Here is a 17,546-nt window from a genome sequence, read left to right as displayed (position 1 = left end):
AGTTCTCCTCTTATTCATGATCAATTTCATCATTTTCATAAAATTCGTTCACCTGATGCAGTATAACTGGCAGGCTTTCTCCATCACATATAATGTGATGAATATCAACAAATAGATAGGAGGCCGTTGTTGTCTTCATTAATTTCACACGCATCAACGGTGCTTCGGATAAATTAAACGGTTGTATAAATTTATCGTATTCTGTTTGTACATCTATTTCGTCCACTTCGCTGTAGTCTATTAAAACCCTTGCGTCTGGAGAAATCGTTTGAATAGGCTCACCGTCCACAACATGGAAACTAGTTCGCAAGATTTCTTCTTGCTTTAACAGCTTATCCAAAGCCTTCTGTAATCTTTCTTTATCTAGCGGTTCTTCATAAGCATAAACGTCCGATACGTTGTAGTTAATATTAGGTCCGGTCATCTCGTCCAGAAGATAGAGTCGTTTCTGAGCTGAACTTGTAGGGTAGTATTCAGCTGCTGAAGCTTGTTCTATTGCCACAAACATCTCGCTCTCAATCGACTCGATATTTCCCGCTATCTGCTCGGGCGTACCAAAAGTAAAAACATCTCTAATTGACAATCTTACTCCTATGGCCTTCTCCAATTCATTGCACAAGAGCACTGCTTTCAGTGACGATCCCCCTAGATCAAAGAAGCTATCAGTTACACTGACTTTTTCAATATCTAGAATGTTCTCAAATGCCTGCACGATCAGAGTTTCATATTCATTTCGTGGTGCAATATATTCCTTTGACTTATACTGCGGCTGTGGTAATGAGGCTTTGTCAAGTTTCCCATTACTTGTCAGCGGAATCGCATCAACCGAAATAATATGTGCAGGCACCATGTAATCTGGTAATACTTTGTTTAACTCAAACTTTACGTTCTTTTCTTCTATTTCTGTCTCAGCTATTATATAGGCGCACAAGTATTTCTCCTGCTTTTTGTCTTCTCGTACTACTACTATAGCTTCACTTATACCTTCAAGCTCCAATAAACGGCTTTCTACTTCTCTTGGTTCAATACGATATCCTCTAATTTTTGCTTGGTCATCCATCCGTCCAATATATTCAATGTTTCCGTTAGGTAACCAACGTGCCAAATCACCTGTCCGATACATCTTTCCGGATCCAAATGGGTTGTGTACAAACTTCTCGTCTGTCAGGTCTTGTCGATTTAAATATCCTTGAGATACACCCTCACCTGTTATACATAACTCACCTGGAACTCCAATTCCACAAAGTTCATTTCCATTTAACATATAAATCTTCAATGTTGGAAGTGGCTTTCCTATGTCGCTAATTCCTCTCTCGATGGCTTCAGCATCAATATCGCGATAAGTAGCGTATACCGTGGTCTCTGTAGGCCCGTACATATTAACCAGACGACAATGCCTATTGTTCTCATGCCATTTCTTCAAATGTGCTGGATAAAGTGCCTCTCCTGCAAAAATAACATATCGTAAACTATTTATTGTTTGTCCTGTCGTTGCATCGATCAACGCATAAAATGGCGAAGGTACCTGGCATAAGATTGTTACCGCTTCTTTTTGCAAAAGCTCTCCAAAAGCATATCCATCTTTTACCGTATCTTCAGAAGGAATTACAAGCTTTGCTCCATTCAATAGACTTCCGAATATTTCCCAAACCGAAACATCAAAACAATAAGAATGGAATTGAACCCAAATATCATTTTCATAGAAATCAAGCTTAAACTTGTCATTCTTAAGTAATCGCACTACATTTACATGCTGAACCATAACACCCTTAGGCCTGCCAGTCGTACCAGAGGTATAAATTACATACATCAAATCACTTGATTGATTTACATGGACAAGGTTACTGCATTCCATTTGATAATTTGCCTCATCATGAAGATTCATGATAGGAATGTCAGCTTCAGGTTCTTTTGTACCGCATAATACGACCTTTGGTTTACAGTCATTAATGATATAATTAATTCTTTCCTCTGGATAAGATGGATCAACCGGTACGTAAGCTGCTCCAGCCTTTAAAATAGCGTATATACCCACCACCATCTCCAAACACTTCTCTGTTGAGATCACCACAAAGTCATTGGGTTGAATGTTATAGTCCTCACGAAGCTTTCTTGCCAGAGCATTCGCCCGTTCATTTAATTGTGCATAGGTCAGCTGTTGTCCATTAAATGTAATTGCTATACTATTAGGTATTCTCGCAGCCTGATCTTCAAGTAACTGCACAATCGTCTTATTATCAGGGTATTCTGCATCCGTCATATTGAACTCATCCAATATTTTTGCTTCTTCGTTCATATCTACCATGGCAATATCCTGCAGCTTCTTTTCCGGAGACATTAAAACTCCTTCAATTAGTGTTAAGAAGTGTTTTGCCATGTACTCGATCGTTTCTGGTTTGAATAAGTCTGTAGAATATTCAAAATCAATCTTATAGCCTTCTGAATCACTTATCATGGTTAAGGTAAGATCAAATTTAGAAATACTTCCTTCAACGGATTCCCTCGTTCCAAATTGAATTCGATCCGAATAACTCTCTCTCTCATCGTCCTGCAATACAAACATCACATCGAATACTGGGTTTCTTGAGTAATCTCTCTTTACTCCCACTGCTTCAACTAAATCCTCGAACTGATAATCCTTGTTATCGTATGCCTGTAAACATTTCTCTTTTATACCTAATAATACATCCTCAAATGAATCATCGGAGCAGACATTCCCTTTGATTGCCAGAGTGTTTACAAACATGCCCAACATATTTCGGGTATCCGTATGGTTTCGTCCCGATATTGGAGTTCCTACTATAATTTCTTCCTGTCGACTGTATTTTCCTAACATAGAGAAAAAGATGGATAACAAAACCATAAACTCAGTTGCACCATACTTCTTCGCTAACTCTTTTACTTGAATACTCGTGTTTTCTTCTACCTGTGTTCGGAAATTAGAACCTCTAAAACTTTGTTTATGAGGGCGTGGATAATCCATGATTAAATCTAGGACTGGTATATCACCAGAAAATTCTTTCTTCCAGTACGCTGCCTGTTCTGTTATATCTCTAGCATTTTGCCAAACACAAAAGTCTTTATACTGTACTCGTGGTGTTAACAATTCTCTTCCTTCATATAACTCTTGTATTTTGTAGAGCATAATCGGCATGCTTTCTGCGTCACATAAAATATGGTGAATATCCAAAAATAAGTATGAATCATTTGGAGTATCCAGTATTTTTGCACGCATTAGTGGTGATTTTGACAGGTCAAATGGTTGGACGAAAGTATTATATTCATCCTGGATATACTGTGAATCTGCTGTATTAACTTCACTGTACTCCAGCACAATTCTTGCATCTGAGGAAATTTTTTGAATTGGCTCACCATTCACTATATGGAAGCTTGTCCTCAAAATTTCCTCTTGCTCTACTAATTGATCCAATGCTCTCTGAAGTCGCTTATTGTCTGGTTTAACTTTAAGCTTGATTACTAAAGGAATATTATAAGTTGTACCAGGACCTGTTAGTTGGTCTAAAAGATAAAGTCTCTTTTGAGCTGAACTTATAGAATAGCTTTCTGCTTCTGCTATTTCTGGTATTTCTTCAAACGTATTTACAACCTTTGAGTTTTTAATTTGTTCTGCAATATTTTTTGGTGTAACTAAATCAAAAATTTCTCTAAGTGGTAACCTTACCCCTGCACTCTTCTCTAATTCATTACACAGCCGGATTACATTAAGCGAGTATCCACCCAAATCAAAGAAATTGTCGTTTACACTTACTCTATCCACACCAAGTACATATTCAAATGCCTCTACTACCAATTTCTCCGTCTGGGTCCTTGGTGCCTCATAACCCCTGATCATCTGACTTTCTTCAATATTCTTTTCCGGGTTCGGCAATAATTTACGGTCTACCTTACCATTTGCAGATAGTGGAATCTCATCTACCTGTATGAATTGTGCCGGGACCATATAATCAGGCAGATATTTGGCTAACTCTCTTTTTATTTCTGCTAATTCTACTGTCTCATCGGCAACAATATACCCACACAGCTGCTTCTCTCCATGGGAATCACTATAATCAGCGACTACGGACTGGTGAATATTGGGCAAATGATTGATACAGTGTTCTATTTCTCCCAGTTCGACACGATGTCCACGTATCTTAACTTGACTATCTTTTCTTCCCAGGAAGTCTACATATCCTTCCGGACGCATGACACCATAATCACCTGTTTTGTACAGATAACCTAATCTATGGTTGATAAAGGCGGCCTTCGTCTTCTCTTCTTCATTGAGATAACCTGCGGCGACTCCTTTTCCACCAATATGCAGTTCTCCTGGAACGCCTATCGGGCATTCCTCTCCCCATTCATCCAGTACATAAATTTGTTGATTTTTCAGCGGATAGCCATAAGGGATACTTTTCCACTGCGGCTTCACTTCTGTGATTGGGAAATAGATGGACCATATAGTGCCTTCTGTTGCTCCACCTAACCCGATCACTTGTGCTTTTGGCATTCTTGTTTTGATTTTCTCCGGCAAACCAAGAGAAATCCAGTCTCCACTTAGCATCACCATACGTAAGCGTTCTGCTGCAGATCTCTGCACTGTATCTTGTTTTGTATTCTCCAGATACATATCCATAATGGCCGGAACCGAGTTCCATATCGTGATTTCTTCTTCGATCATGATCTGATGAATGCTGGCCACATCTAAGAGATCGGGAATTAATACTAACTTGGCTCCACTAATGAGTGCTCCAAAAATATCATAGACAGATAAATCAAAGCTCATCGATGATAGGGCAATGATTTTATCTTCGCTGCCTACTTTGAATCTCTCATTAATATCTAATAGTGTATTCACTACTGCCTCATGGGTGATCACAACACCCTTAGGCTGTCCAGTACTTCCTGACGTATAGATAGCATAGGCTCTATCCTGCTGGCAGCCTTCTAGCGATTCCAAGGCACCATCGTTATAGGTGGAAAGGTTCTCTTTTTCATATAAATCCGGATGAATCATGAGCTTGATATCACTATGCTCCACGATATATTTTATTCTTTCCTCAGGATGTTCCGGGTTCACAGGAATATAAGCATGGCCGGCTTTTAAAATAGCCACCGTATTTACAATGGTCTCGATTCGTCTCTCTGTCCAAACGCCAATATAAGAATTGTGCGCATAGTTTTGTTCTGCTAAATAGCGAGCGACCTGATTGGATTTTCTCGCCAACTCGCCATAGGTCAATGTATCTTGTCCTAATTTGACTGCAATAGCATCTGGAGTCTTCTGGCATTGCTGGTCTATTAATCTTTGCAGTAAATCCCCTTCATAATCTCCTTGTGTATCATTGTAATCAAGCAGTAGTTCAGACTGTGTTACAGGCAGCGGCATAGATGAAAGATTATTGTCTATAACTTGCTGCAATCGAAGTTGATACGTTTCAAACATGGCACGGATCATATCTTCATCAAGCAAATCCTCCACATAATCCCAAGTCATCATTAATTGTCCGTCGCTTTCCGCAACTTGGAAGTCCAAAAATACTTCAGGGGCCTGATTTATTCCGTATTTCAATTCTCCCCTACTGCCTATATTGGCATTGAAAGAATCCACTTCGCCACGAAGCATGCTTGTAAATATAATTGGCATTATAGCTTGAGCTTCTTGACCACGATGTTCAGCCAGATCACGCAGGAAATCAACCCCACTGTAAAATCTGTGGTTTAACGCTTCAAATAACCGATTCTGAATCTCAGTAGTTCTTTCCCAAAATGGTCTGTGAGATGATAAATCGATATCCAACAACAATTTTGATACAAAATCCCCCATCAGCGACATTCCATCTTGATGAAAAGGCTGATTACTAAACAGATTTAAGCTAAGTGCCATATTGGATTGATTGCTCCATTTAAATAGAACTTCCGCATATATTGTGCACAATAACGCAGATGGTGCAATTCTGTTATCCAAAGCTTTGTTTCTCACAATCGCCCAGTCTTTTGCAGAAATTTTCGTTTCTAAACGTTTTACTGTTGCGTTGTTTACAGCACTCCCATTAGAAAGAAGCGGTAACTGTGGTGCATCCGGGAAATCACCTACTTTCTTCTTCCAGTAGGCTTGATCTCTTTGATGCAATGCTTTCATCAAATCTGAAACTTGCCGTGCCAAAAGATCGGCATGATTATCAAGCTCTGCTTGGGTCGAATCTTTCTCCTCTTTCTTAACATCCTCTTTCTTAAGTAGCTTTTGCAAACGATCTTCTGGATTCTTGACAACTTCTGAAAGCAATGAAACATAATCATCCAACATTTGCTTTATCGTTTCCTGTTTAAATAAATCTGTAGAATACTCTAAATTGACCACATAACCCTCTGATGTGTGTATTACCATTAAATTCAGATCAAACTTAGCTACTTTTCCTTCCATTGGTACCCATGTTCCACTCATAATGCTCTTTGAACCAGACATAATTTCACTCTCTGGCATCATAAACATTACATCAAATAATGGATTTCTTGATAAATCTCTCTTTACATCTACTGCCTCAACCAAGTCTTCATATTGAAAGTCCTGATTATCGTACGCAAGAAGACATTTTTCTTTTACTCCTAGCAATACTTGTTCAAAACTCTCCTCTTGTTTCACATTTCCTTTGATAGCCAAGGAGTTTACAAACATCCCCAGCATGTCTTGTGTATCAACGTGGGTTCTGCCTGATACAGGAGTTCCGACTATAATTTCTTCCTGTTGACTGTACTTGCTCAATAGAAGCATAAAGGTTGATAACATAATCATGAATTCCGTAGCACCATGCTTCTTCGCTAATTCTTTTATTTCCATAAAAACTGGTTCTTCAATCTTAGTTTTTACGTCGGCTCCATTGAAGCTCTTTTTCTTAGGACGTTGGAAATCTGTATTCAAATTTAGTATTGGAATTTCGCCTGAGAACTCGTTCTTCCAATATGCCGCCTGCTTCGTAATATCCTGAGTCATTTGCCAAGCAGAGAAATCTTTATAATGAACCCTTGGCATTGATAAAGTATTTCCTTCATATAACTCGCTTATCCAGTTCATCATAATAGGCAGACTTTCTCCATCAGAAACAATATGATGAATATCCAGCATCAAGTATGAAGCTTGTGGCGTCTGTAGTAACTTAACCCGCATCAAAGGTGCTTTGGATAAATCAAATGGGCAAACAAAACGATCATATTCATCTTGAATATCTAGTGTATCTGCTTCTTTGTATTCTAATACTACTCTCGCATCTGGTTGAATCACTTGAACTGGCTCTCCATTAATAAGATGGAAGCTGGTTCTCAATACTTCTTCTCTCTCTAAGAGTTTATCTAACGCTCCCTGTAGCTGCTCTTTATCCAGAGTGTTTTCATATTTTATGACATTCGAAATGTTATAGGAAATACTAGGACCTACTATCTCATTGAGAAGATAAAGTCGCTTTTGAACAGAACTCATAGGATAGAACTCTGCTTTAGCTATTTTCGGTATTCCCGAAAAACTATCATATTGTAAACTTCCAATTCTTTCTGCAATACGTTTGGGTGTAGATAAAGCAAATATTTCACTAAGCTTCAGTTTTATACCGATTGTCTTTTCTAATTCATTACACAATAATGTAACTTTCAGTGAATGACCACCCAAGTCAAAAAAGCTATCATGGACACTAATTTCTGTTACTCCTAGGATTTTCTCAAATGCTTCAACTACTAACTTCTCTTCTCTATTTGTTGGTGCTGCATATTCCTTAGACTTGTATTCTGGTTTTGGTAGTGCCGCTTTGTCCAGCTTTCCATTATGACTTAATGGAATTTGGTCAATTCGAATAATATATAAAGGAACCATATAGTCTGGTAACTTCTTACGTAATTCACTCTTGATTGTATCTTCGTCTAATTTTTCTACTTCTGTATGAACGACTACATAAGCACACAGATATTTTTCTCCTTGCTTGTCTTGTCGTACTACAACGGCTGCTCCACTAACTCCTTCGAGTTCCATCAAAGTACTTTCAATTTCTCCTGGTTCGATTCTGAAACCTCTTATCTTAACCTGATCATCTATACGGCCAAGGTACTCAATATTTCCATCCGGTATCCACCGTGCCAGATCACCTGTTTTATACATCATTCCTGAACCAAAAGGATTTTTAATAAATTTCTGTGCTGTCAATTCTTCACGATTTAAGTATCCACGCGACACACTTTCTCCTGCAATACATAATTCCCCTGGTACACCTATTCCGGCTATTTTTTCATTTGATAATATATAAATTTGTGTATTACTAATAGGCTTACCAATCCATACTTTATCTACATTTAAGTCTGTTGGACAATGATATCCACTGGAATTAACTGTAGTTTCTGCTGGACCATAGAGATTCAGTAGTTCTGCTCTTACTTGTCCTTTTTCCCTTAATTGATTATAATGTCTCACACTTTCTGCATTCAGTTTCTCACCAATATTAATGATATAACGTAGCGTATTTATTCTCTCTTTGCTCATATCTAATTCTTCTAAGAACATATTGAACATTGAAGGAACGAACTGGATTGCATTGACTTGATAATCCTGAATTACCTTGATGATCTTATCACTTTGACTTTCTTCTCCTTGTTGCAAAATAACAAGTTTACCACCCGCTAACATCCACCAAAATACTTCCCAGGCAAAAACATCAAAGGCACAAGTGGTCTTCATTAAAAGAGATTCTCCCTCGTGTAATGGATATTCTCTTTGTGTCCACATCTGCTGATTGACTATATTCCGATGCTCTACCATAACTCCTTTTGGTTTTCCTGTTGTACCCGATGTATAAACCAGATAAATAAGATCATGAGGAGTATTTACATGTTCAGGATTCTCTGCACCTTCTTCATAATTGCTTGCACTATATAAGTCGACAACCTTTTCAGGGGAAATATTATACTTTCCATGACCAATTAAAACCGCTTTCGGCTGGCTATCTTCCAATATATACTCGATGCGTTCTTCTGGATAAAACGGGTCAATTGGTACATATGCTGCACCCGACTTCAGGATGGCATATAATCCGACCACCATCTCAATACTTCTTTCTGCTATAATCGCAACAAAATCATCAGGCTGGACATGGTATTCCCGTCGTAACTTTAATGAAAGCTGATTGGCACGAGCATTTAATTCAGCGTAACTCAATTGCTCATTCCCGCATACCACTGCTGTATTATGGGGTGTTCTTGCTACTTGTTCCTCAAATAATTGGACAATGGTCTTGTCTCTTGGATAGTCACGATCCGTTGCGTTAAACTGTACTAATTCTTTCATTTCTTCCGCTTCATTTGTCATGCCTAATTCGGTTAATTTCGTGTGTGGTGCTGTAATTGCTTGTTCCATAAGTCTTTGCAAATGGGAACCGATAATGTTTATTTCTTCCTTGTTATATAGCTTTGTACTGAATAGAATTCTAAAATGAAGACGATCACTCTTAAATGCTGTCATTCCCAAGTCATACCCGATTTGTTCGCGGTAATATTCAGATTCCACATTTAATTTACCATCAATATTGATACTTGTTCCTTGATAGCCTTCAAAGAAGAATAAGGTTCCAATTAGATTCCTTCCTAATAAAGTACGATTCTGTATTTCTGCTAAAGGAAGAAAATCGTGATCATTTGCAGCAATTGCTTGGTCCTGTAATGATTTCAACAAATCGGCAAATGTGTCTTCGTTTGTTGTCGATATACGTACAGGTATTGTATTGATAAATAAACCAACGATTTCTTCAATACCTTCAATCTCTGCATTTCTACCAGATACAACCTTTCCAAAAACGACATCATTGGTTGAGTTGTATTTTTCCAATAAAACGCCCCAACAAGCTTCTACTAGCGTGTTCAATGTTACATCGTACTTGGCACATACCGCTTCTGCTTGTTCGGTTACCTCCAAGCTTAACTTAAACTCTTGACTCTGACTCTCTTCTTCTGTTTCTTCTGGACGACCCATAGGTAGAATATCAGCCCTTGTCTCATATCCTTGAAGAAGGTCTTCCCAATATTTAAGGCTCGGCTCTTTATCTTTTTCATTTATATAATCTACAAATTTTTCATAGCTGCCCATTTTATTAGAAGCAGTCTTATTAGGTATTTTTAAACACTCTTCGTCTGTTGCCATATACGTATTAAACAAATCTCTACGCAAAATTGGCAAACACCAACCATCTAAAATAATATGATGGTTCGTCATGATCAACCGATATCCACTATTGTTTATTTTTATCAGATTCATACGAACTAGTGTATCTTCTTCTAAATCAAATCCACGTTTTACATCTTGTTCCTTTAAATCAAGATAATCGGATTCATTATCTACTTCCATATAATTAAATTCCAGATTTCTTTCTTTCAATACAACTTGTCTTGGCACACTTACTCCCCGATAACAGATCTTTGTACGTAAAATATCATGCTGTGTTGCTAGAGATTCAAAAGCTTTGTGCATCTTCTCTACATCTACTTCCGTCAATCGCAACGTCTGCTGAACAACATACTTCGTAGAGGATTCATCCAAAAGCTTCTCATAGAGCATTCCGTCTTGCACAGGAGCCAAAGGATAGATACGTTGAACTTCTTCGCCGCGGTTTTTGGCAGCTTCCTGTACATAACAAAATTCGCTATCTTTCCATACCCTCTCACCAAAATCACTTGCCGTTGACTCACTCTTCTGTGCATGGGAGCAATGTTCTGCGACCGCTATCAGTTCTTCTTCATATGCTTTTCCTATTTGCTCAATTTTCTCAGCTAAATAACGACTGCTGTTGCAGGTTACTGTCATAGATAAACTACCATTTTGCACATGACCTATGACGTTAATGGATGGTCCAAATTGATTGCGAGGATCCGTATCCTGTCCATAACCCAGTTGTGAAAACTCAAAATATGGATCGCCAGATTCTTTCTTTGTTCCTAGTTCTCCAAGATAATTAAATGATATATCTGGTGCCACTTCCACATCCATTTCTTCTGAATTAACCATGTCTGCATACTTTATGAGGCCATAATCAATTCCATGTGCTGGCACACGTCGTAGGTTCTCTTTCGTATTTCGAATATCCTGAGCAATATTAGTGCCTAACTCTTCTAAAACTACGGGATATATACTAGTGAACCATCCTATTGTCCTACCTAAATCAAAAGAGCCTACTGTTTCTTCACGACCATGTCCTTCCATCTGTATAGCAAGCGTTCTCTGACCTGTTACTTTGTTTACCGCACGTCCCAGTGCTGTTACAAGTAAGTCATTAATCTCTGTATTATAAGCATGTGCACTTTCTTTTAATAACTTTTCTGTGATCGTGGAATTAAGACATACCACGGCTGTCTTTGGTTCGAATTTATCATCAGTGCTATCTTCTTTTAACTTGCCATCAACCAATTTATTTTCTAACTCTGACCAGTAAGCTACCCTTCTCTTTAACTTTTCACTCTGGCTGTAACGAGCTAATCCTTCGCTCCATACTTTAAAGGAAACGGTTTTAGCTGGTAATGTTATCTCTTTCTGATTCAAAGCTTGAGAGTAGCCCTTCTCCAAATCCTCAGTTAAAATTCGCCAGGAAATCACATCCATTATCATATGATGAGCTAGCAACATCATATAATCTTGCTCCGGCGTACTAAATAAAACAGCCTGCAATAATGGTCCTTCCGCCAAATCCATCTTTACTTTCGTTGTCTTAATTTTTTCCTGAATCTCTTCAGATTCACATGCTATTTTTGTAAATCCGTACCATTTCTTATCTTCTACTTTCCCTATAACCTGTTTCTTATCTTTGTACGTAGCTCTCAACATATCATGATGCTGCACTAACGCAGATAAAGCTTTTTGTAGTGCCAGATCATTTAGTTTTTCACGAACCTTAAACACTTGGCATACATTAAAATGTTCAGGATCTATCATATTTTGTGCGAAGAAGTAGTTTTGAATTGGTGTCAGTGAAATTTCACCAGTTATTTCTCCTTGCTCCGCAGGCATAATTTCTTTTTTTGTGGATAAATTCATGGCTATTAGCTTTGGTGTTCTCTCCATCAAAAGATTTCGCATGGAGCTATCGTATCCAGCTTCTCTTATCTTGTTTAGAATATGGATAGCCTTAATCGAATCTCCACCCAAATCAAAGAAATTGTCATTTACACTTACTCTTTCCATACCAAGTACATGTTCAAATGCCTCTACTACCAATTTCTCCGTCTGGGTCTTTGGTGCCTCATAACCCCTTATCATCTTTGTTTCTTCAATAAACTGTTCCGGGTTCGGCAATAATTTACGATCTACTTTACCATTTGCAGATAGTGGAATCTCATCTACCTGTATGAATTGTGCCGGGATCATATAATCAGGCAGATGTTTGGCTAACTCTCTTTTTATTTCTGCCAATTCTACGGTCTCATCTGCAACAATATACCCACACAATTGCTTCTCTCCATGTGAATCACTGTAATCAGCGACGACGGACTGGTGAATATGTGGCAAATGATTGATACAGTGTTCTATTTCTCCTAGTTCGACACGATGTCCACGTATCTTAACTTGACTATCTTTTCTTCCCAGGAAGTCTACATATCCTTCCGGACGCATGACACCATAATCACCTGTTTTGTACAGATAACCCAATCTATGGTTGATAAAGGCGGCCTTCGTCTTCTCTTCTTCATTGAGATAACCTGCGGCGACTCCTTTTCCACCAATATGCAGTTCTCCTGGTACGCCTACTGGGCATTCTTCCCCACATTCATCCAGTACGTAAATTTGTTGATTTTTCAGCGGATAGCCGTAAGGGATACTTTTCCACTCTGGCTTCACTTCTGTGATTGGGAAATAGATGGACCATATAGAGCCTTCCGTTGCTCCACCTAACCCGATCACTTGTGCTTTTGGCATTCTTGTTTTGATTTTCTCCGGCAAACCAAGAGAAATCCAGTCTCCACTTAGCATCACCATACGTAAGCGCTCTGCTGCAGATCTCCGCACTGTGTCTTGTTTTGTGCTTTCCAGATACATATCCATAATGGCCGGAACCGAATTCCATATCGTGATTTCTTCTTCGATCATGATCTGATGAATGCTACTCATATCTAAAAGATCTGGAATTAATACTAACTGGGCTCCACTAATGAGTGCTCCAAAAATATCATAGACGGATAAATCAAAGCTCATCGATGATAGGGCTATGATTTTATCTTCGCTGCCTACTTTGAATTTCTTATTAATATCTAATAATGTATTCACTACTGCTTCATGGGTGATCACAACACCCTTAGGATGTCCAGTACTTCCTGACGTATAGATAGCATAGGCTCTATCCTGCTGGCAGCCTTCTAACAGTTCTAAGGCGCCATCGTTATAGGTGGAAAGGTTCTCTGTTTCATATAAATCCGGATGAATCATGAGCTTGATATCACTATGTTCCACGATATATTTTATTCTTTCCTCAGGATGTTCCGGATTAACAGGAATATAAGCATGGCCGGCTTTTAAAATAGCTACCATATTTACAATGGTCTCAATTCGTCTCTCTGCCCAAACTCCAATATAAGAATTGAGCGCATAGTTTTGTTCTGCTAAATAACGAGCGACCTGATTGGATTTTCTCGCCAACTCGCCATAGGTCAATGTATCCTGTCCTAATTTGACTGCAATAGCATCTGGAGTCTTCTGGCATTGCTGGTCTATTAATCTTTGCAGTAAATCCCCTTCATAATCTCCTTGTGTATCATTGTAATCAAGCAGTAGTTCAGACTGTGTTACAGGCAGCGGCATAGATGAAAGATTATTGTCTATAACTTGCTGCAATCGAAGTTGATACGTTTCAAACATGGCACTGATCATGTCTTCATCAAACAAATCTTTTGCATAATCCCAAGTCATAATTAATTGTCCGTCTCTTTCCGTGACTTGGAAATCTAAAAATACTTGAGGGGTCTGGCTTATTCCGTATTTAATTTTCCCTAATTTCGTCAACGTATCTGCAAATTCCGATTTATCGAATAACATACTAGTAAATACAATTGGCATAATCGCTTTACTAGTCATTTCTCTCTTACTTGCAATATTTCGTATAACATCAACACCACTATAAAAACGATGGTCTACTGCTTCAAATAATATATCTTGAACCATAGATGCTTTCTCCCAAAAAGCACGATGAACAGATAAATCAATATCTAACAATAAAACTGATGTAAAATCTCCAATCAACTTCATTACGTCTGGATGAAAGGACTGTCGATTAAATAATGTTAAATTAAGTGCCATTCTGGATTGATTGCTCCATTTGCACAAAACTTCCGCATAAATTGTACATAAGAATACAGATGGTGTTACACCGTACTGAGTTGCCAGGCCCTTCACAATATTCCATTGATCAGTTGTCAGACTTTTCTCCATTCGCTGAAATATTGGTTTCTCTATGAATTCTGGCTCACAAACTAATGGTAGCTGAGGTGCATAGGGAAAATCCTCTATTTTGGCTTGCCAATAGTCTTGAGCTTTTTGATAGGCGGAAGATTCACGAAAGCTCTCCAATGCCCTTACATAATCTGAGAATTGGAATGTTAAAGGTTTAATCTCCATATTCGGTTTCTCATAATAATCCATTATCTCTTGTATTAAAATTAATAAACTGCCTCCATCAGCAATTAATAAGTCAATATCCAGGAAGAGATAATTTTTCTTCTCGCCAAGAATAAATGCAGACAACTCAAATAATGGCCAATGATCTTGTTGAAAAACAAAATGTGACCTGTGATTTCTTTTTTCCAATATACGTTTTTGTTGATCCTCTAAAGACAAGTCTTGTAAATCTTCAATACAAATATCATAAGAAGAATTAGAACGCCGAACTTTTTGCATTCCTGTATCATCAAAAATAGTACGCAGCATAAGCTGACGCTCTAAAACTCGATTCAATGCATCGTTTAAGCGTTTAATATCTAATTCTGTTTCAAACTCATAATAGGCATGTGTGGAGATGTTGCCCATTTCCATAATATTTTGTCTTCCAACTAAATAGGCTCCTTGTATTTCTGTTACCGGAAATGGCTCATACCACATGTCTTTATTCCCTGTTAATTCAGATGTTTGGACATCCTCTACCTGTAGTTGTTCCCCTACAATCATAATTATTTGTTCTAGAGTAGACATTTTGAAAAGGCTTACAATGGGGATTTCAACTTGAAATCGTTGATTGATTTCATCCTGGAAACGAATCAACGTTAACGAACTAACTCCCATCCGAGAAATCGTATCGTCTACTTTCAAAGAAGGGATAGAGAATACTTCTTTTGCAATTTCAACGATTTGATTTTCAATCTCCGCTTTGTTCCATGCTGGCTTCTTTGCAGATTCCTTGCTACTCTCATAATAATATGGAGCTATTGCGATAACATCATCAAACTCATGATTCTCAAATCGCTCTATTAAAAGAAAACGTTGCACCTTTCCACTTGTTGTTTTCGGTATCGTTTTTATTGGAATTACATAATCTGCAGCTATTCCAACCCGTTCTAATACCATATCCTGCACTTGATGGGCAAGTGGCAAAAATGCCTTGGCATCTTTTCGATTATGTACAAATACTATAATTTCATCCCTGATCGATGACGGATTGCGAACACCACACACAACGACTTGAGACAACTCTGGGATCGCCAATGTTAACATATTTTCTATATCGCTAGCATAATAATTCTGACCATTTACAAACAGAATATCCTTCTTTCTGCCCATTACAATGAGTTCTCCATTGCGTAAAAGTCCTAAATCTCCTGTACAGAAGAAGCCCTGTTCATTAAAAGGGGAACTATCATGATTCATATATCCCTCAAATACATTTTTCCCCTTGATCACTATATTGCCTATGTAATTTTCCCCTAAGATGTGGTCTTCATCATCTACAATCAATATTTCTAATTCATATAATGGTTCTCCTACTATGGCAAACTCTGCTGCATTTGGCTCCTTCGTTTCTATATACTCCACTTCTTGACCAATACGAGCTTTATGACGGTTAATACATACACTTCTATTATGTCCTTCTTCAGGAATAGTAACAGCCAGACTAGCTTCTGCCATACCATAGACTTGATGGATCGTATTTTCACGCAAGCCAGAAGACGAGAATTTTTCATAAAATCGTCTAATGGTATCCATTGATATTGGTTCTGCACCACACATTATGTTTCGCACACTAGATAAATCAATATTTTCTAAATGTGAATCCTTTACAGTCTTTATCATCCAGTCTAATCCAAAATTCGGACTTACAAGCACCGTTGCTTTTAATTGCGCACATTTTTGAAGATATAGCCAAGATTTCTTTAAAAATGTACCCGAATTTAGAAGGGAATGAGATATACCCGCAAATATCGGAGTTAAATGATAACCGATCAAGCCCATATCATGTGTCAATGGTAACCAACTAGCCATGACATCATTTGTGTCTAGTTTCAAACGATCTACTATCTGTGCCAAATTATAAACTAGATTTTCATGTGTTAATTTTACTCCTTTAGGGTTACCTGTGCTGCCAGACGAATATTGTATATACGCTAAGTCCTGACAATCTACTGTAACGCATTGCCCCTCTTCCATATTACATGCTAAGGTTTCATACTCTAAGTATTTCAAATTATTGGCTTCATAACTTTCTCTAAACGTATTTAAATTTCTTTCATCAGTAATTATCCACGCATTCGGCAACTGCTCACTTACTTTCACTAACTTCTTGAAAGCTTCAGTGTCAGGCGATGCAATTAGCGGTACAGACAGAGGAACGGGGATCATGCCTCCTAAAATACAACCCCAAAACAACCTTATAAAGAATAAATTATTGTTTGTCTGAAAGATAATATAAGAGCCCTTCTGAAATCCCTGCTTTTGTAGTGCCCCTAAGATGGATTTGGCATTAAAATAAAGACTTTCATAAGACTCAAACAATTCAGAGCCATCGGATTGAGTAAAGTAAACTCCCCTTGATTTCTCGTTAGCATAAATTCCAAGTAATTGATCTAGTGTTATATTAACTCCATCCTCTAATACTGATTTTGTATAGGGTTTCATATTTCACCTCTTAAAAAGTTATTGTTTTTATGCTGCGATATTATCTTTGTTACAATTGATGCAACGTCTTGATCTTGCCTCTTTAATATTAAAATTTATGTTGAGAATTATTTATGTATATTGGCTTCTATAATTCTATTATATTATATTTAAGGATTATATCAACAAAATTCTTAAAATTTTTCCAGTTCAAAGGGCGTGGTTTAAACCCACCGCCCTTAGCCTTCGGGTTGGATAGTAATAATCAGAATCACTTAAAAAAACACTCAATAATGCCCCCGTTGTCAAGACACGATTTTTTGAGGAAAAAGTTATGTCCTTCTTATCATGTCATGTAGCATTTCAGGATGCAATCTGTTCTCAATATTCATTTTTTTACATTTTCCAATTTAATAGCGTGCAGAAAGGCAAACAGCCTCTGCACGCTTGTGTA

1 protein-coding gene is annotated in these 17,546 nt (G+C 37.9%); it reads right to left on the bottom strand.

Translation table 11 applies throughout. From position 1 onward, the window contains the following. Nucleotides 1-10: 10 nt before the first annotated feature. A complete protein-coding gene (locus ACQE26_RS06915; RefSeq protein WP_500471090.1) occupies nucleotides 11-17,113 on the bottom strand; it encodes a non-ribosomal peptide synthetase in 17,103 nt (5,700 codons plus the stop codon). Nucleotides 17,114-17,546 lie beyond the last annotated feature (433 nt).

The sequence above is a fragment of the Bacillus sp. 5RYD7K genome (assembly GCF_059831465.1).
The sequence above is the reverse complement of the archived record's forward strand: the minus strand, read 5'-3'. Positions and strand labels throughout refer to the sequence as shown.

Excerpts from the sequence above, each read along its gene's own strand:
- ACQE26_RS06915 (WP_500471090.1), bottom strand. The coding sequence starts at position 17,113 with ATGAAACCCTATACAAAATCAGTATTAGAGGATGGAGTTAATATAACA.